The sequence below is a fragment of the Pseudonocardia halophobica genome (genome assembly GCF_050948485.1).
GTDB classification, from domain to species: Bacteria; Actinomycetota; Actinomycetes; order Mycobacteriales; family Pseudonocardiaceae; genus Pseudonocardia; species Pseudonocardia halophobica.
In genome coordinates this window covers 6,728,933-6,749,911 of the sequence record NZ_CP192046.1, presented here as the reverse complement: position 1 = coordinate 6,749,911, position 20,979 = coordinate 6,728,933, and the positions used below count along the sequence as shown (strand labels likewise).

Genomic DNA, 20,979 nt, shown 5'->3' with positions numbered 1-20,979 from the left:
ACATGGCTCGTTACACCGGACCCATGACCCGCAAGTCCCGCCGGCTGAAGGTCGACCTCGTCGGCGGCGACCAGGCGTTCGAGCGCCGTCCCTACCCGCCCGGCCAGCACGGCCGGATCCGGATCAAGGAGACGGAGTACCTCCTGCAGATGCAGGAGAAGCAGAAGGCGCGCTTCGCCTACGGCGTGCTGGAGAAGCAGTTCCGCTCGTACTACGAGGAGGCGCACCGCCGTTCCGGCAAGACCGGCGACGAGCTGCTCCGCATCCTCGAGTCGCGGCTGGACAACGTCGTGTACCGGGCTGGCCTGGCCCGTACCCGGCGCATGGCCCGCCAGCTGGTGAACCACGGGCACTTCCTGGTCAACGGCCAGAAGGTGAACATCCCCAGCTACCGCGTCTCGCAGTACGACATCATCGACGTCAAGCCCAAGTCGATGAGCCTCGACCCGTTCGTCATCGCCAAGGAGACCCAGGGCGACCGCCCGATCCCGGCGTGGCTGCAGGTCGTCCCGTCGACCCTGCGCATCCTCGTGCACCAGCTGCCCGAGCGCGCGCAGATCGACACACAGGTCACCGAGCAGCTGATCGTCGAGCTCTACTCCAAGTAGTAGTCCTCACGGTCTCCTGTTCGTCCCCCCGCCCTGCAGTGGGGCGGGGGGCTCACTGCGGCATCAAATAGTGGGTGCCGCGGCACACGAAGGAGACACAGAAGTGCTGATCTCTCAGCGCCCCACCCTGACCGAGGACTCGGTCACCGAGACCCGCTCCCGTTTCGTCATCGAGCCGCTCGAGCCGGGCTTCGGCTACACGCTGGGCAACTCGCTCCGGCGCACCCTGCTGTCCTCCATCCCGGGGGCGGCGGTGACCAGCATCCGCATCGACGGCGTGCTGCACGAGTTCACCACCGTGCCGGGGGTGAAGGAGGACGTCACCGACATCATCCTCAACCTCAAGGAGCTGGTCGTCAGCTCCGAGGAGGACGAGCCGGTGACGATGTACCTGCGCAAGCAGGGCCCGGGCGCGGTCACCGCGGGGGACATCGTCCCGCCGGCCGGTGTCACCGTGCACAACCCGGACCTGCACATCGCCACGCTCAACGACAAGGGCCGGCTCGAGGTCGAGCTCGTCGTCGAGCGGGGTCGCGGCTACGTCCCGGCGATGCAGAACAAGGCCACCGGCGCCGAGATCGGCCGGATCCCGGTCGACTCGATCTACTCGCCGGTCCTCAAGGTGACCTACAAGGTCGAGGCCACCCGTGTCGAGCAGCGCACGGACTTCGACAAGCTCGTGCTCGATGTCGAGACCAAGCCGAGCATCGGCCCGCGGGACGCGCTGGCGTCGGCGGGCAAGACCCTCGTCGAGCTGTTCGGCCTCGCCCGCGAGCTGAACGTCGACGCCGAGGGCATCGAGATCGGTCCGTCGCCGCAGGAGGCGGACACCATCGCGGCCTTCGCGATGCCGATCGAGGAGCTCGACCTCACCGTCCGCTCCTACAACTGCCTCAAGCGCGAGGGCATCCACACCGTGGGCGAGCTCGTCGGGCGCAGCGAGGCGGACCTGCTGGACATCCGCAACTTCGGCGCGAAGTCGATCGACGAGGTCAAGATGAAGCTCGTCGGCCTCGGCCTCGCGCTCAAGGACAGCCCGCCCGGGTTCGACCCGTCTGCGGCCGCCTCGGACTACGGGAGCGACACCGGCGGCTACGACGCCGACCCGTTCTCCGACGACGGCCAGGACTACGCAGAAACGGAGCAGTTGTAGCCATGCCTCAGCCCACCAAGGGGCCCCGCCTCGGCGGTTCGCCCGCTCACCAGCGGCTGATCCTGGCCAACCTGGCGACCGCGCTGTTCCAGCACGGCCGGATCACCACGACGGAGGCCAAGGCCCGCCGGCTGCGGCCCTACGCCGAGCGGCTGATCACCAAGGCCAAGCGGGGCGACCTGCACAACCGTCGCGAGATCCTCAAGGTCATCCGCGACAAGGGCGTCGTCCACCGCCTCATCGAGGAGATCGGCCCGTTCTACGCGGACCGCAACGGTGGCTACACCCGGATCACCAAGACGCTGCCGCGCAAGGGCGACAACGCCCCCATGGCCGTGATCGAGCTGATCCAGCAGAAGACCGTCACGGACGAGGCCAACCGGGCCCGGCGCGCGGCGGCCTCGCAGGCCACGCAGTCCGCCCCGGCGACCGAGGCGACGGCGACCGAGGAGACCGCGGCCGACCAGCCGGTCTCCGAGGAGACGGTGGCCGCGGCGGGTCAGCCGCAGCCCACCGACGCCGAGGCGATCGAGGAGGCCGAGGCGGCCACCGCTCCGGCGTCCGACGCCGAGGAGTCCGCGGGTGCCGAGGCGAAGGCCGAGGACGCGTCGGACAAGGACGACAAGGGCACCGAGAAGGCCTGATCAGGGGTCCACTCGCGTGACCACGCAGTATCCGGACGAGCCCGCCACCCGCGAGGGTGGCGGGCTCGCCCGCTTTCGTCTGGACATCACCTACGACGGCACCGATTTCTCCGGCTGGGCGGTCCAGCCGACCCGCCGGACCGTCTGCGGCGTGCTCATCGACGCGTTGAGCCGCATCCTGCGCACCGAGGTCGGGCTCACCGTCGCCGGCCGCACGGACGCCGGGGTGCACGCCACCGGCCAGGTCGCCCACGCCGACCTCGCGGCCGACGTCGACACCGTGCGGCTCGTCCGCCGGCTCGCCCGGTTCCTGCCGCCCGACGTGCGGGTCCGCGCCGTCACCCCCGTCCCCGCGGCGTTCGACGCCCGGTTCTCGGCGCTGCGCCGGCACTACGTCTACCGCGTCGCCACCACCCCGTACGGGGCCGAGCCGCTGCGCGCGCGGGACACCGTGTCCTGGCCGTACCCGATCGACCTCGACGCCGTGAACGCCGCCTCGGAGCGGCTGCTGGGCGAGCACGACTTCGCCGCCTTCTGCAAGCGTCGCGAGGGCGCGACGACCGTCCGCGCGTTGGAGCGGTTCACGTGGACCCGCGACGCGGACGGGGTGGTGTCGGCGGCCGTGTCGGCCGACGCCTTCTGCCACTCGATGGTCCGCAGCCTCGTCGGCGCACTGCTCGACGTCGGGCGCGGGCGTCGCGCGGTCGACTGGCCGGCCGCGCTGCTCGGCCGGGCGGAGCGGGAGGGCGTGGCCGTGGCCCCGGCGCACGGGCTCACCCTCGTCGGCGTGGACTACCCGGCCGACGCCGGGCTCGCCGCGCGGGCCGAGGTCACCCGCAACCTGCGGGGCCCGACCGGACCTACCGCCCCCGCAGCTCCCTGACGTTCACCACGAGCAGGACCAGCGCCGCGAGAGCCAGCGACCCGGCCAGCACGATCTTCCAGCCGGACAGCAGCGCGATCACCCCGCTGGTGATCACGAGCGCGGTGATCGCGAGCCCGGCCATGGTGGCGGCGAACTCGATCGAGCGGCGCCGGGCCACGGCCTCCACCACGGCGAACAGCACGAGGCCGACGGCGAACCACAGCAGGGTCGACAGGTGCGGCCAGAACAGCAGGGCGCCGAGCCCGCCGATGAGCACCGGGATCGACAGCGCCGCCCACACCCGCAGGAACCGGGACCGGAGGTCCGCCGGAACCACGTACGGCATGTGCGGCCGGCGCAGGTGGGCGTCGGGCGGACCGGGCGGGCGCGGGCCCGCCAGGCGGTCCGCCTGGACGTCGATCTCCTCGGTCAGCCGCACCCGCTCGGCCACCAGCTCCGCCAGCTCGCGCTCCCGCCGTTCGAGCTCCTCCAGGTGGGCGGGCCGGCCGGGGGCGGCGTCGGAGCGGGCGGCGAGGAACCGCAGCTCCGCGTGGAGGCCGCGGACCCCGGCGCGCTCGGTCTCGATCTCGTCCTCCAGCTCGTCGACCCGGGTCTGCAGGACCTTCATCCGCTCCTGCAGCGCCGCGGCCTCCTCCTCGGCCGTCGCGGCCACCTTGTCCAGGCCCGCCCAGCCCAACGGGTCGGCCCAGGAGCGGCGGACCGTCCGGTCGCGCTCGTAGCGGGGTCCGGCGGGGGCGCGCTCGCCGCCGAAGGAGTCGCGGGTGTCGAGCCCCCACAGGCCGCGGAAGTCACGGATCCAGGCCGTGCTGTCGTCGACGAGCACCGCCTTCCAGGACCGGCCCCCCGGACCCAGCCGGACGCCGTCACCGCGGGCGTAGTCGATGAACGGGATGTCGAAGCCGCCGGTCCCGGGTTCGGGCGCGAACGGCATCAACCAGCGCCGCACGCGTTGGAGCGTGCGCAGGACCGCGCGGAGGGCGGGAAGGCCGACGCTGACGACGTAGTCCCCGGCCACGAACGCGTGCGAGTGCGACCCGGCGCCCGGGTAGAGCACGGCGTGCGTGCCGTCCCGGTCGAGCCGCGGGTCGTCCCAGCGGCGGCGCAGGTCGTCGCCGTGGTCGTCGTGCGTGGAGGCGGCGACCCACGCCGGCACGAGGCCCCCGGCCCCGTCCGGCACGAGGTAGACGGCGACGGTCTCCCAGTCGGCCTCGTGGTCGTTGACGCCGTGGAAGGTCGAGCGCCAGTCGTTGAAGGCGTAGAAGAACCAGTACTGCAGCACCGTGTAGCCCGCGGTGCGCACGACGCGCCCGTAGTAGGTCGCGCCGGCCAGGTCGCGGGCGCGCTTGTGGGCGGCCGCGACGAGGCCGTTGGGCACCTTGCCGCGGACGAGCAGGGACAGCCGCAGCAGGACGTCGATCAGCCGGGCGATCACGCCGACCGCGGCGAAGCGGCCGAAGCCGCCCAGCCGCGGGCGCTCGGCGCGGCGCCACCGCTGGACCTCCCGCGCCCCGAGGGACTCCTGCACGAACCGCAGGTGCAGGCGACGTTCCCGGTAGCGGCGGCCGGCCTCGCCGAGGCCCTCGAGCGTGAGCTCGCCGGCCGGGACGAGCGGCTCGCCGGGGCGCTTGCGCTCGCCCGCCGGCTCGTCCCACAGGCTGCAGCGCTGGACGTAGTCCCCGACCGTCACCGGCAGGAACAGCTCACCCTTCGTGTAGCGCAGGACCGGCTCGTACCGGCGGAGCAGCGTGAGGTCGTCGGCCGTGTCGGGGACGGAGTCGGGGGTGGGGGCGGGCGTGGCGACGTCGGCGTCGGGGGCGGCGTCGGTGGTGGACTCACCGGAGGTCTCACGGGGCGTGTCCACGCCTCCCACAGTAGCCAGCGGAACGGTGTGTTTCGCGTGGGTTGCCCGGGCACCGGACGGGCGCCCGGGATGGGAGGCTGGGCCGCGTGGACGCACACGCCGCCCTGGAGATCGCGCTCGAGGAGGCCCGCGCCGGGCTCGCGTCGGGAGGCATCCCGATCGGCGCCGCGCTGCTCGGGCCCGGGGGCGAGGTGCTCGGCCGCGGGCACAACCGCCGCGTCCAGGGCGACGACCCGTCGGTCCACGGCGAGACGGCCGCCTTCCGCAACGCGGGCCGGCAGCGGGACTACCGGCGCACCACCATGGTCACCACGCTCTCGCCGTGCTGGTACTGCAGCGGGCTGATCCGGCAGTTCGGCATCGGCGCGGTGATCATCGGGGAGAGCCGGACCTTCACCGGCGGCCACGACTGGCTCGCCGAGCACGGTGTCCGGGTGACCCTGCTCGACGACGAGCGCTGCGTCCGGCTCATGGAGGACTTCATCGCCGCCCGCCCCGACCTGTGGAACGAGGACATCGGGGTGGCGGAGGAGTAGCGCGAGTCGCGCTCCCGCCCCCGCGAGTCGGGAGTTCCGCCCCCGCGAGTCGGGAGTTCCGGCACCGCGAGTCGGCGGTGTGGGGCGTCCGAGACGGCGATCCCGGGAGGCCGGGCCACGAGTTCTCCCGTTTCGCCTCGGGCGGGGGCGCCGCGGAGCTAGCGTCCGGGCGTGCCGTTCCCGGTCCTGCCGCCCGCGACCCGCGACCAGGCCGACGCCCACCGCTACGCGTTCCGGCGGCTCGAGGCCGCGCTCGTCCGGGCCGACCCGCTGCCGCTGAACGAGCAGCTGCGCGCGCAGCGCCGGGCCACGCTGGTCGGCGTCGTCCTCGCGCTGCTCGGGCTCGGTGCCGCCGCGGTGCAGGCGGTGCTCGCGCCCCGGCCGGACTGGAGCCGGCAGGCGCTGGTGGTCGGCACGCCGTCGGGCGCGGTGTACGTCGTCGCCCACGAGCCGGACCGGCTGGTCCCGGTGCCCGACGCCGTCGCCGGACGCCTCGTCCTCGGCGCACTCGGGCAACCGCCGGGCGAGCCGCGGATGGTGCCGGACGCCGACCTCGTGACTGCGGCGCGGACCCCGCCCGCCGAGCTACCGGGCGCGGTAGGAGTCGCGATCGACGGGCCCGCGGTGCCCGAGCGCTGGGCGGTCTGCGACGCACCGGAGGGCACGACGGTGCTGGCCGGGACGCTGACGCCGGGGACTCCGACGGCACCGGCGCTGTTCGTCGAGGCGCCCGACGGGGAGCGCTTCGCGGTGCTCGACGGGGTCCGGCACGCGGTCGGCGCGGATCCCACCGTGCTGACCGGTCTCGGCCTCGCGGGCGCCGCGCCCCGGAAGGTCGGCGCGTCGACGGTCTCCGCGATCCCCGAGGGACCGACCCTGGCACCGCCCGTCCTGCCCGACGGCCCGGGCCCGCGCGGGGTGCCCGGCCGGCCCGGGGACGTCCTGACGACCACCGGTCTCGACGGCGGCCGCGCCTTCCTGGCGATCGTGCCGGGCGGCGTGCAGGAGGTGCCCGCGACCCTCGCCGAGGTGCTGCGGGCACAGGGTGGCACGGGTCCACGCGAGGTCGAGCCCGCCCGCGTCGCCGAGGCCCCGCGGCTCACCACGCTGCGGACCGCCGGGTGGCCGGACCGGGTGCCCGCGTGGTCGTCGGACGGCGGGATCGTGTGCGCGACGGCGGCCGATGCGCGCCCCGGGGTGAGCCTGACGCCGACGCTGCCGGCGGTCCGGGAGGGTGTGCGGGTGCCGCTGACCGGTGGTGAGGCGGCCGCGGCCGTGCTGTTCGGCGGCGGGCCGGTGCGGGCGGTGTCGCCGACCGGGGGCGGCACGGTCTGGCTGCTGTCGGCGAGCGGGATCGCCCACGGCGTGGCCGACGCCGACACGGCCGCGGCGCTCGGCCTGCCGGCCGCACTCCCGGGCGCACCCGAGGCCGCGCTCCGACTGCTCCCGCAGGGCGGGCGCCTCGACCTCGCCGACGCCCGCCGCGCCGTCGGGTCCTAAGGCCTCAGCTTCATGCGAATGCGGTCGGCCAGGGCACGTGCCGGCCGGCTGAGCCCGGCGAGGTTGCGGGTCGCCAGGACGAGGTCGCGGTCGGCCCAGGCGTCGGCGAGGGGAACGCGGACGAGCCCGTCGGCGATGCTGCGCGCATGCAGGACCGCGATCCCGACGCCCGCTGCGACCGCCCGGCAGACGGACGCGGCGTCGGGGAAGCGGCCGCGGTGCCGGGGATGCGCGCCCAGCGGCAGGGCCTGGCGGCGGAGGTGCTCCTCGAACGCGCTGCCCTCGGCGTAGCCGACGAAGGGCCGGTCGAGGACCTCGGCGAACGTGAGGCTCGCGGTCCTCGCCAACGGGTCGTCGGGGGTGCAGGCGACCTGCAGCGGGTCGGGGCAGAGCCGGACCGTCTCCAGCCCGGCGAGGTCGACGGTGTCGGCGAGGAGGCCGAACTCGGCCCGCCCGGACGTGAGCCCGACGACGATCCGGTGGCTCGGCCGCTCGAGGAGGTCGACGTCGGCGTCGGGATGGTCGGCCAGGAAGCCGATGAGGACGTCCGGTAGCAGGGTCGCCGCGGAGGTGTTGGCCAGCACGGTCACCGTCGCCGGGCGGCCCGCGAGGTCCGCGAGCTCCAGGCGCATCCGGTCGTGGCGCTCGACGATCTCCCGCGCGTGCGCCAGGAGCAGGACACCGGGGCGCGTGGGGACGACCCCACGCCGGTGCCGGTCGAGCAGCGGCGCGCCCGAGGCCGCCTCCATCGCCCGGATCCGGCCGCTCGCCGAGGCCAGCGAGAGGTGCACGAGCTCGGCGGCGCGGGTGATGCTGCCGTGCTCGGCCACCGCGAGGAAGAGCCGGAGATCGAGCAGGTCGAACGCCATGCCCGGACCGTACAGCCTTCGGATGTGCCGAAGTCTCACCCGACGACCGGCACATTGTGCTTCCGTCACGACCAGCCGATTCTCGATGCGTGACACACACCGGGTTCGACATCGAGCGGGTGGCAGCCGTGGTGCGGCGGATCGCGCCGGCCGCGGCACTCGTCGTGCTGGTCGCAGCGGTCCTCCTCGGCGACGCGGCCGGGGCGCGGGCGGTGTACCGCGCGGCGCCGGACCTGCACCGCACCGAGGCGACCACCGTCGCCGGCGCCCCCGTCCGCGCGCCGGACGAGAACGCCCTGGTCTCGCAGGTCCCGGTGCAGGCTGTGTGGCTCGCACCGGACGGCACGGGTCGCCTCGGGCCGGTGACGGTCGAGCCGGGCACCCCCGTGGGCCGGACCGTGCCGCTGTGGGTCGACGCCGCCGGGCGCCCTGTGGCTCCGCCGGCGACGGGCACGGCTGACGCGGTCGTCGTCGGTGGCCTGATCGTGCTGCTCGGCGGGGCGGCGATCGCCGCAGCGGGGTGGCTCACGGCGGCGGCCGCGGCCCGGCAGCGTTCCCGCCGGCTCGCTGCGGAATGGGCCGCGGCGGAGCCGCTGTGGAGCGGGCGTCGGATCAGGGACGGAGCCGACGCACCAGGAGCGGAGAGGCGCCGGCGAGGACGCAGAGCGCCGTGACCGCGGCGATCGGCACCCAGGCGGGCGTCGGGTTCGCGGGCGGGCGGGACGCAACGGCGGAGGTCGCCGGGCGCTGATCGGCCGCGGGGAGCAGGGTCAGGGCGGACAGTGGATCGACGACGCCCGCACCGAGTGCGTCGGACCGACCGCCCGGGACCCGGCGAGCCGTGGCGACCAGACGCTCGGCGACGGCCGTCGCGCCGAGCGCGGGGAAGCGCTGCCGGACCAGCGCGGCCGTGCCCGCGACGATCGGCACCGCGAGGCTCGTGCCCTGCAGGTCGGGTCCGGTGAGCCCGGAGCCGGGTGCGAGCGACCGCAGACCCGTTCCGCGGGCGGCGAGGTCGACCCAGGGGCCGTGGACGGTGAAGGGGGCCGGGGCGTCCTCGGGGGTCGCGGCGGCGACGGCGAGCACCCCGTCGTCGAGCACACCCGGGCCGCCTGCGAAGCCCGCGGCGGCGGGGAGGGGCACCTCGCCCGGCTCGCCCGTGCAGCCGCCGGAGCCGACGTTGCCGGCGGCGGCGACCACGAGCACGTCGGCGGCCTTCGCCGCCCGCACCGCGGCCCGCAACGGCCGCCCGACGACCGCGGCGCGGCCGGCGTCCAGGCAGACGGCCTCGCTGATCGTGACGACCGAGGCGCCGAGGCCGACCGCCCGCAGCACCGCCTGGGCCAGCGAGGCGGTGTCGCCGGCGGGCAAAGTCTCGCCGCTCGCCGTCGTCACCGTGAACGACGGGCTGGCCTGCCGGATGGCGACGACCTCGACTCCCGATGCCACGCCGGCGACGTCGTCATCGGGGCTCGGGGCGGCGGCGAGCAGACCGGCGACCGCGGTGCCGTGGCCGTCGCAGTCGGCGAGTCCGTCGCCGCCGGTGAGGTAGTCGCCGCCGCCGGTCAGCCGGGCCAGGCGCGGGTGCGGGGCGACGCCGGTGTCGATCACCGCGACCCGGATGCCGGTGCCGTCGGCCAACGCGTGCACCTCGGCCAGCGGCAGCCCACCGCCCCGCTCGGTGCCGCCCGCCCCGACGCACTCGGTCACCTGGCTCAGTCCGCCGTCCGGTCCCGGCGCCAGCGCGAGCAGCAGCGCGGCGACCGGGACGAGCCCGCTCACCATCCGCGGACCAGCGCGAACAGGCCGAGCGCCGCCGCCGCGAGCGGGAGGCACGAGGCGGTCACCACGAGTTCGGCGAGGTCGAGGGTGCGGCGGCCGACCGGTCCGGAGCGGCGCGGCCGGGCGTGCAGCGCGAGCACGACGAGCAGGGCGGCCAGGCTCGCGAGCGCCGCCAGGAGACGGATCGGGGCGGGGGCGGCAAGGGTTCCCGCTGCCGCCGCGCCGCACCCGCCGAGCAGCCCCGCCACCTGCAGCGCGCGGGAGGGGATCGGCTCGGCGAACCCCCGGGCGCGCAGTAGGAGCACGACGCAGACGGCCGCCGCGAGGAGCGGCCCCCACGGCCCCGGGGCGGTGGCGGCGAGCCCCGCGCCGCCGGCGGTGGCGACGGCGCCGCCGAGCACCAGACCGGCGAGGTGGCGGCGGGCGAGGTCGGCCCGGAGCTCCGGTCCAAGTGGTGGGTGCGCGGGGTCCTCCGGGCCCGGTAGCCCCGCGAGCCGCAGGGCCAGCCGCGGTAACAGAGGAGCGACGAGCACACCGACGGCCGCGCACGCCGCCCCGGCCGACGCGGGTGTGCCGCGGGTGAGCAGGAGGACGGCGCAGCTCAGGGCCGTCGTCGCGCCGACGAGGGAGGCGGCGGTGAGGACGGGTGCGACGACCCGCACCACGGCCTGCGCGCTCGCCGCGGCCAGGGCGAGGAGCAGCGCCGCACCCAGCACCGCGGCCGTCGGCGAGCCGGGGGCCAGGAGCCAACCCGCCGCGGCGGCGGGCGGGAGGGCGCAGAGAGCGGCCAGGAGCTTCCGCGCCCTGTCCTCGGACCCCGCCGGCGCAGGACCGGCCGCCACACCCCGCCCACCGACCCGCGACACCATCAGAGCACCGACCGCCGCCCCGACCCCCACCACCACCCCGGCCGCGGAGAGGAGCAGCCCGCCCCCGCGCGCCCCCGCGAGCAGCGCCGACACGGCCGTCACCGCGACGAGAACCGCGAGCGGGAGTACCCGGTCGTCGCCGCCCCGCGCCCCGGCCTCGACCGCCGCGGCGAGGGCCTCGGGCAGGTCGTCGTACTGCGGCGGCGGCGGCGGTACCAGAGCGGGACCGATCCGCAGCAGCTCGCCGTCGTGCACGCCGAGCTGCGCGAGCGTGGCGCCCGGCGGGAGCGGCGCCCCGGCGGCGCCGTCGAGCCGCCACGGGACCGGGGCCCGTCCGGCGGCGGGCACGGGCCCGCCCAGCAGCTCCCGCACCATCGGCACCAGCTCGGCCACGGCGAGGTCGGCCGGCAGCGCGACGTCGAGCCGGCAGGCCGGGGCCAGCACCGTCACCCGGCGGTAGGCGTCCACACACGACCTCCCGGTACTCACGACTTCGGCGAAACCGCCCCGCGGGACCGCCTCGCGTTGCGATCATCGGGCCGCAGTATCGGCCGAACGGGGGTCCGCCCGCGGCCGTTCGGCGAAAGTGGGGCACGAGTTGGGGACGGTCGAGGTCGCACGGCACCGCCGGCGCACGCCGCCGCTGCCCACCGGTGAGATCCGGGTGGAGCCGCCGCCGGAGCCGGAGCGCGCGCTCCCGCCCGGGCTGCTCGCCCGGGCCCTGCCGGTCGCGATGCTGCTCGGCTCGCTCGGCGTGGTCGCCGTAGGATCGAGCGAGCCGTCGGCGTGGGTGTTCGGCGGGATGTTCGCCTTGTCGTCGGTCGGCATGCTGCTCACGGGCGGTACCGCCCGCGGCTCCGAGCGAACCGCGACCGTCGACGAGGACCGCCGCGACTACCTTCGTTATCTCGCCCAGCTCCGCGCACGCGCCGACCGCGCGGCCGCGGCACAGCGGGCGGCGCTGGAGGAGCAGTACCCGCATCCCGCCGCCTGGCCCGAGATGCTCGCCGCCGGCCGGCTGTGGGAACGCGACCCCGGCGACGCGGACTTCGCCCGCGTCCGGGTGGGGCGCGGCCCGCAGCAGCTCGCCACCCCGCTGGTGCCGCCCCGCACCGGGCCCGTCGACGGCGTCGAACCGGTGAGCGCCCGGGCGCTCCGCCGCCTGCTGGCCCGGCACTCGGTCGTGCCGGACCTGCCCGTCGCGGCCGACCTGCAGGCGGCGTCGGCGGTGTGGCTCGACGGCGGTCCGGAGCGGGCCCGGGCGGTCGCGCGGGCCGTCGTCGCGGGGTTCGTGCTCGGGCACGGCCCGTCCGACGTCCGCGTCGCGGCGCTCACCGGCGACCAGGCCTGGGAGTGGCTGAAGTGGTTGCCGCACAACGCCCATGCCGCCGAGCAGGACGCCCTCGGCCCGGTCCGCATGATCACCTCCGATCCGGACGAGCTGCGCCGCTGGTGGGCCGCGGACCCCGGCCCGCGGCACCTGCTCGTCGTCGTCGACGGCCCGGTCGACGGGCCGGGTGCGTGGGCGGCGGCGGACGGCGTGACCGTGCTGCGGGTCGGGGTGCCCGCGGCGCGGCGGGAGTCCGCGTCGGTCGTGCGGTTGCGGCTCGACGAGCCCGGCGCCGTCGCGTGCCCGGACGAGCTCGACGCCGCCGACGCGCTCGCCCTCGCCCGCCGCCTCGCCCGGTACCGGCCCGCGGGCACCGAGCGGACCCGGCCGGCGGCGGAGGGCCTGCCGGACCTGCTGGGGCTCACCGGGATCTGCCCCGCGGACGTCGCGACGCTGCGCCGGTCGCGCTCGGCGGCCGACCGGATGCGGATCCCGCTCGGGCTCGACGCCGCCGGCCGCCCGCTCCTGCTCGACCTCAAGGAGTCCGCGCGAGGCGGGAGCGGTCCGCACGGGTTGTGCGTCGGGGCGACGGGGTCGGGCAAGAGCGAGCTGCTGCGGACGCTCGTCGTCGGCCTGGTGCTCGCGCACGGTCCCGACGAGCTGAACCTCGTGCTCGTCGACTTCAAGGGCGGCGCGACCTTCCTCGGCCTCGGCGGGCTGCCGCACGTCTCCGCCGTGATCACGAACCTGGTCGACGAGCTGGCCCTCGTCGACCGGATGGCCGACGCGCTCGAGGGCGAGATCACCCGGCGCCAGGAGCTGCTGCGGGCGGCCGGGAACCTCGCCGGGATCGCCGAGTACGAGCGGGAACGCGCCGCGGGCCGGGACCTGCCTCCGCTGCCCGTCCTGCTGATCGTGGTCGACGAGTTCTCCGAGCTCCTGGCGCGCAGACCGGAGCTGGTGGAGCTGTTCGTGACGGTCGGCCGGCTGGGCCGCTCGCTCGGGCTGCACCTGCTGCTCGCCTCGCAGCGGCTCGACGAGGGGCGGCTGCGCGGGCTCGAGTCGCACCTGTCCTACCGCATCGCGTTGCGCACCTTCTCCGCCTCCGAGTCGCGGGCGGTGCTCGCGGTGCCCGACGCGCACACCCTCCCGCCGATGCCCGGCGCGGCGATCCTCTCCGCGGGTACCGACCAGCTCGTCCGGTTCCGGGGCGCCTACGTCTCCGGGGCCGCGCCCGTCGGCCGCGCGGCCGTCGCACGCCGCGCGCACCGGTTCACCGCGGCTCCCGTCGCCACGCCGGAACCCGGCCCCGAATCCGCGGGGGAGTCGGTGCTGGCTGCCGCGGTCGACGCCGTCGTCGCCCTCGGAGGCCCTGCGGCACATCGGGCCTGGCTGCCGCCGCTCGACGAGCCGCCCCCGATCGACGCGCTCGGCGCCGGGTCCGCGCTGCGGGTGCCGGTCGGCCTCGTCGACCGGCCCGCGCGGCAACGGCGGGACCCGCTCGTCGTCGACCTGGCGGGCGCGGCGGGGCACGTCGCGGTGGCCGGCGGGCCGCGGTCGGGCAAGTCGACGGCGCTGCGCACCCTCGTCGCCGCGCTCGCCCGCGCCCACAGCCCAGGGGAGCTCGGCGTGCACGTGCTCGACCTCGGCGGCGGCGCCCTCGCCGCGCTCGCGGAGCTGCCGCACGTCGGCACCGTCGCGGCCGACCCCGACCTCGTGCGGCGCACGCTCGCCGAGGTGGGCGGGCTGCTCGCGCGGCGGGAGGCGCGGTTCCGCGCGGAGGGCATCGGCTCGGTCGAGGAGTTCCGGGCGCGACGTGCGGTCGGCGAGCTGGCCGACGAGCCCGCGACGGACGTCCTGCTGGTCGTCGACGGGTACGCCGCCCTGACGGCGGGCCCGGCCGACGACCCCGCGGCCCGGCTCGCCGCGCTCGCCGCGCGCGGGCTGGCGTACGGGATCCACCTCGCGGTCTCGGTCGGACGGTGGGGCGAGCTGCGGCCGGCGCTGAAGGACAAGCTCGGGACCCGGCTGGAGCTGCGGCTCGGCGAGCCGGGGGACTCGGAGGTGGACCGTCGCCGGGCCGCCGGCGTCCCGGCCAGGCCCGGCCACGGACTCGCTCCCGACGGCGACGCGATGGTCCTCGCCGCGCCCGGCCCGCTCGTCCACCGGCCCGGGCCCGCCTTCCCGCCGGTGCGCGTGCTGCCCGCGCTCGTGGCCGCGGAACCGCTGCTGGACTCGGTCGACGGCGTCCCGCTCGGCCTCGACGAGGAGCGGCTCGAACCGGTCCTGCTCGATCCCGCCGAGCCGCACCTGCTCTGCTTCGCCGACGCCCGCAGCGGCAAGACCGGTCTGGTGCGGCTCCTGGCCCGCGGCATCGCGGCGCGCCACACACCGGAGCAGGCGCGGATCGTGGTGATCGACCCGCGCCGGTCGCTGCTCGGCGGGCTGCCGACGAGCCACGTGGTCGAGCACGCGGGGACCGCGACCGCGATCGCCGACGCGGGCCGGGAGCTCGCGGGGACGTTGCGTCGCCGACTGCCGGGCCCGGAGGTCACGCCGGAGCAGTTGGCGGCGCGGGACTGGTGGTCGGGCCCGGAGGTCTGGGTGCTCGTCGACGACTACGACCTCGTCGCCCCGGCCGGCTCCACCGCGCCGCACCCGCTGGGACCGCTCGCGGAGTTCCTGCCGCAGGCGGCCGACGTCGGGCTGCACCTGGTGGTCGCGCGGCGGACCGGCGGCGCGTCACGGGCCCTGTTCGACCCCGTCGTCGGGCGGCTGCGCGAGCTCGGTGGGCCGGCGCTGGTGATGCACGGAAGTCCGGACGAGGGGCCGCTGGTCGGCGCCGTCCGGGCCGGACCCCAGCCGCCGGGCCGCGGCCTCCTGGTCGACCGGCGGGGAGCCCCGCGGTTGGTGCAGGTGGCGTGGGCGGAGCCGTGACCTGCCCCGTCGACGCCGGGCGCGGCGGCACGCGGGTCGCCGGCCGGGAGGACGGGCGGACAGTGCTGCACGGTGTGCTCCCGGCCGGCGTCCCACCCGGCGCGACCGCCGCGGCCTTCCTCCCCGGCGTGCGGCCCGTCCGGCCGGCGCCGATCCCCGGCCTCGTCGTCGACGCCGGGGCGTCGGGCACCCGGGTACTGCGCGACGGCCGGCTCGTCCGGCAGCTCCCGGTCGGCGGCATGCACCTCGACGCGGCCGTGCGCGCCCTGCTGCCCGCGGCCCCGCGCCGGGAGGCCGACGTCACGGTGCTGCGCGAGACGCTCTCGCTGCTGCCCGCCGCGACGATCGGCACCGAGGCCGGGCGGGTCCGGATCACCGCCGACCAGGTCCGCGAGGCGCTGGCCCCGCTCCTCGCCGAGGTCGTCGCGGCCGTGCCGCCCGGGCCGGTCCTGCTGGTCGGCGGCGTGGCCCGGACGCCGTTGTTGGCCGCGCTGCTCGACGAGGCGGGACGCGGGCCGGTCACCGTCGCCCCGCGGCCGGAGGTGGCGGCCGTGCTCGCGGGGCACGAGCCGGCAGCCGACCACGACCCGGAGCAGCGACCCACGCTCCTCCCTCCGCCACCCCCGCCCCGCCGCCGGCGCCTGCTCACCGCCGTCCTCGCCATCGTCACGGCGACGGGCCTGCTCGGTCTCGGCCTCCTCCTGCCCGATCCGCTGCCCGCGGACCGCCTGGTCCAGTACGGGTACGAGGTCGCCGTGCCGGACGGGTGGGCGCACGTCGGCGGCGCCCCCGAGCACCGCCGCACCCTGCTCGCCCCGGCCGCCGAGCCGGACGGGACCGGGCTCGTCGCCGTCGAACGCACCCCGCTCGGCTACGACGCCGGCACCGAGGGCGCCCGGGCCCGGGCCGAGCTGCGCGACCGGTACGACCACGCGGTCGCGGCGGGCACGCGGCTGGAGGGCCTCCGCGAGGAGGGCGGCGGGGTGCGCTACCGCGAGATCGACGGCCCGGCGACCGTCGAGTGGCACGTCCGGCTGCAGGGCACGGAACAGCTCAGCGTCGGCTGCCGGTACCCGCCCGGCGGGTCGGCGGCGGTCGAGCGGGCGTGCGCGGTCGTCGTCGCCTCGCTGCGGGTCCGGGAGTGACCACTTCACCATCGCGAACGGTTCGCCCGAAGCGCCCCGGGGCCGGGCCCGCCGCTGCCAGGCTCGCCGCACCGAGTCAGGGGAGGACGTCATGACGAGCGGGACCACCGGGGCCGGCGGGTTCGGCACCACACCGGAGGAGATGGCCAGGGCGGGGGCCCGGGTCGTCGGGACGGACGAGCAGGTGCAGGCCGAGCTGGGCGCGCTGCGCTCCCGGCTCACGCCGCTCGCCGGCACGTGGCGCGGCGAGGCCGCCACGACGTTCGAGTCGCTGATGGCCCGGTGGGACGCCGACGCCCGGGCGCTCTCCGCCGCCCTCCGCGGCATCGGCGAGGCGATCACCGGGTCGGGCCGGACGTACCGGCAGGCCGAGGAGGACCGGTCCGCCTCGCTCTCCGCGATCCGCGCGGCGCTGGGTTGAGGGGACGGACAGTGGGGGAGATCAGGGTCACCTTCGCCGAGCTCGCCGCCGCCCGCACCGCGGTCGCGGGCACCGCGGCGCGCATCGCCGGCCGGCTCGACGACCTGCGCCGCGAGCTGGCCCCGTTGGTCGCGACCTGGGAGGGCGAGGCGGCGACGGACTACGCCGCCCGCCAGAAGCAGTGGGACGCGGCCGCCGTCGACCTCACCGCCGTGCTCGCCCGGATCGGCGAGGCGCTGGGCCGGGCCGAGGAGGGCTACCGTCAGGTCGAGCAGGTCAACGCCCGCCGCTGGGCGTGAACGGCCCGCGCCCGGCCCCCGCGTGGGGAGCCGGGAGCGGGGCGCGTACCCTGTTCGTGCAGGGCGTTCGCGGTCGGAGTGGGGGCGTTTTGACCTCCGTTCCGAGCGGCGGGTACCCTGACTGTTCGTTGTGCGACGGGTGGAGACCCGCGCCGCCGCCGGCCCCGGCCGGTGGTCGGGCGGCGTCCGCACCGGCGCACTCAGAAGAGAGACTGACTTCGAGGCAGCTCCCGAGCCCGAGAACGACGAGGTAGACCCGTGCCCACGTACAGCCCCAAGCCCGGTGAGATCACCCGTGCCTGGCACGTGATCGACGCCACCGACGTGGTGCTCGGTCGCCTGGCCACCCACGCTGCCACGCTGCTGCGCGGCAAGCACAAGCCGACCTACGCCCCGCACATGGACACCGGCGACTTCGTCGTCATCGTCAACGCGGAGAAGATCGCGGTCTCGGGCAAGAAGCGGGACGACAAGTTCGTCTACCGCCACTCCGGCTTCCCGGGCGGTCTCAAGCAGCGCTCGGTCGGCGAGATGATCGAGTCGCACCCCGACCGGCTGGTCGAGAAGGCCATCAAGGGCATGCTGCCCAAGAACCGGCTCGGCCGGGCGATGGCCAAGAAGCTGAAGGTCTACGCCGGCCCGTCGCACCCGCACACGGCCCAGAAGCCGCAGCCGTTCGAGATCACCCAGGTCGCGCAGTGACCTACCCCGAGAGCAACGAAGAGGGACAGAGCGTGAGCACCCCCGAGTCGCCCGAGCAGGAGGTCTACACCTCCGAGGCCTCCGAGGCCGGCGACAACCTGGACTACACCATCGGCGACGCCGCGTCGTACGACACGGCGGAGACCGAGGCCCCGGCCGACGAGTTCGCCGTCGAGGCCCCGATCGTCTCCGACCGCCCGGTGCAGACCGTCGGCCGCCGCAAGGAGGCCGTCGTCCGGGTGCGCCTCGTCCCCGGCTCGGGTCAGTTCACGCTGAACGGGAAGTCCCTCGAGGTCTACTTCCCGAACAAGCTGCACCAGCAGCTCATCAAGGAGCCGCTCGTCACGGTCGAGAAGACCGAGCGGTTCGACATCTTCGCCAACCTCACCGGCGGCGGCACCTCCGGCCAGGCCGGTGCGCTGCGCCTGGCCATCGCCCGCGCGCTGGTCGAGGTGGACTCCGAGGACCGCCCGCCGCTGAAGAAGGCCGGCTTCCTCACCCGGGACGCCCGCGCCACCGAGCGCAAGAAGTACGGCCTCAAGAAGGCCCGCAAGGCGCCCCAGTACTCGAAGCGTTGATCCGGTAGCCGGATGCGTCGACTCTTCGGAACCGACGGCGTCCGGGGCCTGGCGAACGGCGAGCTCCTCACCCCGGAGCTCGCCGTTTCCGTCTCCGCCTCGGCCGCCCGTGTCCTCGCCGCCCACCGCGCCGCCGGCGACGAGCACCGCCCCGTCGCGCTGGTCGGGCGCGACCCCCGCGCCAGCGGTGAGATGCTCGAGGCAGCCGTGCTCGCCGGCCTCACGTCCGCGGGCGCGGACGCGGTCCGCCTGGGCGTGCTGCCCACCCCGGCGGTCGCCCACCTCGTGGACTCCCTGGGCGCGGACCTCGGCGTCATGATCTCGGCCTCGCACAACGCGATGCCGGACAACGGGATCAAGCTGTTCGCCGCGGGCGGGCACAAGCTGCCCGACGCGCTGGAGCTCGAGATCGAGCAGGGGCTCGCCGCCGAGTGGACCCGGCCGACCGGCGCGGACATCGGCCGCGTTCGGGACCTGCCCGAGGCGCTCGAGCAGTACGTCGCGCACCTGCTCGTCGCGACGCCGCGTCCGCTCACCGGCGTGAAGGTCGTCGTCGACTGCGCGCACGGGGCAGCCTCGGAGGCCGCGCCGACGGCCTACACCAAGGCCGGGGCCGAGGTCGTCGCGCTGCACGCGGCGCCGGACGGGCTGAACATCAACGCCGGTGTCGGCTCCACGCACATGGACGCCCTGCAGGCGGCGGTGGTCGAGCACGGCGCCGACCTGGGCATCGCACACGACGGCGACGCCGACCGCTGCCTCGCCGTCGACGCCGGGGGCCGGATCGTCGACGGCGACCAGATCATGGCGATCCTCGCGCTCGCCATGAAGGAGTCGGGCGAGCTGGCCGAGGACACCCTCGTCGCCACGGTGATGAGCAACCTCGCGCTGCACCTGGCCATGAAGGCGGAGGGCGTCACGCTGCGCACCACCGCGGTCGGCGACCGGTACGTGCTCGAGGACCTGCGCGCCCACGGGTTCACCCTCGGCGGCGAGCAGTCCGGGCACGTCGTGCTCCCCGGGCACGCCACCACGGGCGACGGGCTGCTCACCGCGATGCGCCTCATGAGCCGCATGGCCGAGACCGGTCGCACGCTGGCGGAGCTGGCCTCCGTGGTGCAGCCCCTGCCGCAGGTGCTGCAGAACGTGAAGGTCGCCGACAAGGAGGCCGTCGCGGCATCGCCCGCGGTGGCCGAGGCGGTGGCGAAGGCCGAGGCCGAGCTCGGGGAGACCGGGCGGGTGCTGCTGCGGCCGTCGGGCACCGAGCAGCTGGTCCGGGTGATGGTCGAGGCCGGCACCCAGGAGCTCGCCGAGACCACCGCCGGCCGGATCGCCTCCGTGGTGGCCGCAGCCGTCTGACCCGGCGCCGGCGCCGTCCGAGGCGGGCGCCGGCTCAGGCCTGCGGCAGCTCCCGTTCGTCGTCGAGCAGCGGGAGCCGCACGCCGCGCGTCTCCGCGGTCCGCCGGCCGCCCGTGCCCGGCAGGACCGGGCCGACGGCCGCCTCGATCGGCGGCGCGGTGAGTGTGCGGGCGAGCTCGGCGACCGCGTCGGCCTGCCGCTCCAGCTCCCGTCCCACGAGGGCGAGCCGTTCGGCGAACTCGGTGCCGCGGGCGTCCCACCAGCTCACGCGCACGGTCCGGGCGACCCGGGCGGCGTCGGCCGCCGCGGCGCTCAGCCGCTCGACCAGGACGTCGAGCTCCACGCGACTCACGGGCGGTCGAGGACCCGCGCGGTGTCGCTCTCCGCGCGTCGCGCCGAGCCGGCGACCCGCAGGAACACGTCGGTCGCGGCCGCCACCTCCCGCGCGGCCCCGGCGACGACCCGGCCGATGTCGCGACAGTCCTCGACGGACGACTGCAGGTCCCGCGCGAGGTCCTCGAGGTCGAGACCCAGGGCGGCGGCGTGGGCGGCGGCCGCGTCGAGGCCGTCGGGATCGAGGGCGAGGTCCGGACGCACCCGGACAGGATGCGGGCGCCGCACCGCGCGGAGGGTCAACGCGGAGATTCGTTCGCGATCGCGAACGGCTCACGCCTCGGGGGTCTCCAGGACGGTGCCGGGCACCTTGCCGTCGACCAGGTCGTCCACCCGGTCCTCGCCGCACAGCTCCTTGAGCAGGAACGCCGTGACCAGCGCGCGTGTGATGCGGCGGGTCTTCGCGTTCGGGCCGCCGGAGAGCACCAGGTCGGACCAGTGCAGGCCCTCGAGGAAGTCGGTGTGCCCGGCCTTCGGCAGCCGGCGCACCCAGGTGGGGCCCGCGCAGGCCGCGGCGATCTGCTCCGCGTGCCCCGAGATCGGCGCGACGGTGTCCTTCCCCGCGATGACGTGCAACGACGGCACCGAAACCGCCTTGGCCGCCTCGGCCGGCGACGGGCGCGTCTGGGCCGCCGCGATCGCGACGACCGCGGCGACCTTCGGGTGCCCGGCGGCGGCCAGCAGGGCGGCGCCCGCGCCGATGCCATGGCCCGCCAGCGCCGTCCGCCGCGAGTCCACGCTGATCCTGCCGTCGCCGAGCCGGACGCCGGCACAGACGTCGAGCGTGGTCCGCAGGTCGGCGGAGAACCGGGCCACGCTCGGCAGCGGGCTGCCCTGGGAGCCGGGTGCCGCCGCGACGATGCCCCACGAGGCGAGGTGGCGCAGCAGGTCGGCGTAGCGCGAGACCGGCTGCATCCAGTCGTGTCCGAAGGCGACCGCGGGAAGGCCGAGCCCCTCGGCCGGCGCGAACACCACGCCGGGGGTGCCGACGAGCCCGAGGTCACCGCGCAGCACCTCGTTGGGCCCCGGCCGGGACAGCTGCTCCAGCGCGTCCTTGGCGTTCCGCAGGGCGGGAGGACGGGTGAACGTGCTGGTCCGGCTCACAGC

The 20,979-nt window shown here is 76.3% G+C and carries 21 protein-coding genes; 14 read left to right on the top strand and 7 right to left on the bottom strand.

Features of this window, described 5'->3' with window-relative positions; all coding sequences use genetic code 11:
• Positions 1-2: 2 nt before the first annotated feature.
• The 4 genes from rpsD (at position 3) to truA (ending at position 3,288) form a co-directional block, all read left to right on the top strand.
• Complete coding sequence (gene rpsD, locus ACQP04_RS32145; protein WP_433504241.1) at positions 3-608, top strand: 30S ribosomal protein S4; 606 nt, start codon at positions 3-5, stop codon at positions 606-608.
• Between the two features lie 103 nt (positions 609-711).
• Positions 712-1,761, top strand: coding sequence for a DNA-directed RNA polymerase subunit alpha (locus ACQP04_RS32140; protein ID WP_358203704.1), 1,050 nt, complete (start codon positions 712-714; stop codon positions 1,759-1,761).
• Positions 1,762-1,763: 2 nt separating this feature from the next.
• Entirely contained in the window at positions 1,764-2,405 is a 642-nt protein-coding gene (gene rplQ / locus ACQP04_RS32135; protein ID WP_433504240.1) for a 50S ribosomal protein L17, read from the top strand.
• Positions 2,406-2,421: 16 nt separating this feature from the next.
• Positions 2,422-3,288 carry a tRNA pseudouridine(38-40) synthase TruA gene (gene truA, locus ACQP04_RS32130; protein WP_433504239.1) on the top strand — a complete coding sequence of 289 codons (867 nt, stop codon included), beginning with the start codon at positions 2,422-2,424 and terminating at the stop codon, positions 3,286-3,288.
• On the opposite strand, the gene ACQP04_RS32125 is transcribed toward truA, so the two are convergent.
• Positions 3,266-5,152: a hypothetical protein gene (locus tag ACQP04_RS32125; RefSeq protein WP_433504238.1), complete on the bottom strand. Its 1,887-nt coding sequence runs from the start codon at positions 5,150-5,152 to the stop codon at positions 3,266-3,268. The genes truA and ACQP04_RS32125 overlap by 23 nt on opposite strands.
• 86 nt (positions 5,153-5,238) lie before the next feature.
• Between ACQP04_RS32125 and ACQP04_RS32120 the strand changes: the two genes are divergently transcribed.
• Positions 5,239-5,688, top strand: coding sequence for a nucleoside deaminase (locus tag ACQP04_RS32120; RefSeq protein WP_433504237.1), 450 nt, complete (start codon positions 5,239-5,241; stop codon positions 5,686-5,688).
• A 171-nt stretch (positions 5,689-5,859) separates the two neighbouring features.
• Positions 5,860-7,188, top strand: coding sequence for a type VII secretion protein EccB (gene eccB, locus ACQP04_RS32115; protein WP_433504236.1), 1,329 nt, complete (start codon positions 5,860-5,862; stop codon positions 7,186-7,188).
• On the opposite strand, the gene ACQP04_RS32110 is transcribed toward eccB, so the two are convergent.
• Positions 7,185-8,057: a LysR family transcriptional regulator gene (locus tag ACQP04_RS32110; protein WP_433504235.1), complete on the bottom strand. Its 873-nt coding sequence runs from the start codon at positions 8,055-8,057 to the stop codon at positions 7,185-7,187. The genes eccB and ACQP04_RS32110 overlap by 4 nt on opposite strands.
• Before the next feature lie 89 nt (positions 8,058-8,146).
• On the opposite strand from ACQP04_RS32110, the gene ACQP04_RS32105 reads away from it, so the two are divergent.
• Positions 8,147-8,731, top strand: coding sequence for a hypothetical protein (locus ACQP04_RS32105; protein ID WP_433504234.1), 585 nt, complete (start codon positions 8,147-8,149; stop codon positions 8,729-8,731).
• Here the strand turns inward: ACQP04_RS32105 and ACQP04_RS32100 are convergent.
• Positions 8,670-9,842 (bottom strand): S8 family serine peptidase, encoded by a 1,173-nt coding sequence (locus ACQP04_RS32100; protein WP_433504233.1) that lies wholly within the window; start codon positions 9,840-9,842, stop codon positions 8,670-8,672. The two genes, ACQP04_RS32105 and ACQP04_RS32100, sit on opposite strands and share 62 nt — an antisense overlap.
• Positions 9,836-11,176: a type VII secretion integral membrane protein EccD gene (eccD, locus tag ACQP04_RS32095; RefSeq protein ID WP_433504232.1), complete on the bottom strand. Its 1,341-nt coding sequence runs from the start codon at positions 11,174-11,176 to the stop codon at positions 9,836-9,838. Before eccD ends, ACQP04_RS32100 begins: the two co-directional genes overlap by 7 nt.
• 130 nt (positions 11,177-11,306) lie before the next feature.
• Here eccD and eccCa point away from each other — a divergent pair, with 130 nt between their 5' ends.
• The 7 genes from eccCa (at position 11,307) to glmM (ending at position 19,479) form a co-directional block, all read left to right on the top strand.
• Positions 11,307-14,975 (top strand): type VII secretion protein EccCa, encoded by a 3,669-nt coding sequence (gene eccCa / locus ACQP04_RS32090; protein WP_433504231.1) that lies wholly within the window; start codon positions 11,307-11,309, stop codon positions 14,973-14,975.
• Positions 14,960-16,120 (top strand): type VII secretion-associated protein, encoded by a 1,161-nt coding sequence (locus ACQP04_RS32085; protein WP_433504230.1) that lies wholly within the window; start codon positions 14,960-14,962, stop codon positions 16,118-16,120. The genes eccCa and ACQP04_RS32085 overlap by 16 nt, the downstream gene beginning before the upstream one ends.
• A gap of 91 nt (positions 16,121-16,211) precedes the next feature.
• Positions 16,212-16,541 carry a WXG100 family type VII secretion target gene (locus ACQP04_RS32080; RefSeq protein WP_433504229.1) on the top strand — a complete coding sequence of 110 codons (330 nt, stop codon included), beginning with the start codon at positions 16,212-16,214 and terminating at the stop codon, positions 16,539-16,541.
• Positions 16,542-16,552: 11 nt separating this feature from the next.
• A complete protein-coding gene (locus ACQP04_RS32075; protein WP_433504228.1) occupies positions 16,553-16,840 on the top strand; it encodes a WXG100 family type VII secretion target in 288 nt (95 codons plus the stop codon).
• Between the two features lie 258 nt (positions 16,841-17,098).
• Entirely contained in the window at positions 17,099-17,542 is a 444-nt protein-coding gene (rplM, locus tag ACQP04_RS32070) for a 50S ribosomal protein L13 (protein WP_037046201.1), read from the top strand.
• 32 nt (positions 17,543-17,574) lie between these two features.
• Complete coding sequence (gene rpsI / locus ACQP04_RS32065; protein ID WP_063739773.1) at positions 17,575-18,120, top strand: 30S ribosomal protein S9; 546 nt, start codon at positions 17,575-17,577, stop codon at positions 18,118-18,120.
• 12 nt (positions 18,121-18,132) lie between these two features.
• Positions 18,133-19,479, top strand: a complete 1,347-nt coding sequence (glmM, locus tag ACQP04_RS32060) for a phosphoglucosamine mutase (RefSeq protein ID WP_433504227.1) — start codon at positions 18,133-18,135, stop codon at positions 19,477-19,479.
• A 34-nt stretch (positions 19,480-19,513) separates the two neighbouring features.
• Here the strand turns inward: glmM and ACQP04_RS32055 are convergent, their stop codons facing one another.
• From ACQP04_RS32055 to ACQP04_RS32045, 3 genes are all read right to left on the bottom strand, one after another.
• Positions 19,514-19,822: a hypothetical protein gene (locus tag ACQP04_RS32055; RefSeq protein WP_433504226.1), complete on the bottom strand. Its 309-nt coding sequence runs from the start codon at positions 19,820-19,822 to the stop codon at positions 19,514-19,516.
• 5 nt (positions 19,823-19,827) lie between these two features.
• Positions 19,828-20,076, bottom strand: coding sequence for a hypothetical protein (locus ACQP04_RS32050; RefSeq protein WP_433504225.1), 249 nt, complete (start codon positions 20,074-20,076; stop codon positions 19,828-19,830).
• A 69-nt stretch (positions 20,077-20,145) separates the two neighbouring features.
• Positions 20,146-20,976 (bottom strand): alpha/beta hydrolase, encoded by an 831-nt coding sequence (locus ACQP04_RS32045; protein ID WP_433504224.1) that lies wholly within the window; start codon positions 20,974-20,976, stop codon positions 20,146-20,148.
• Positions 20,977-20,979: the final 3 nt, after the last annotated feature.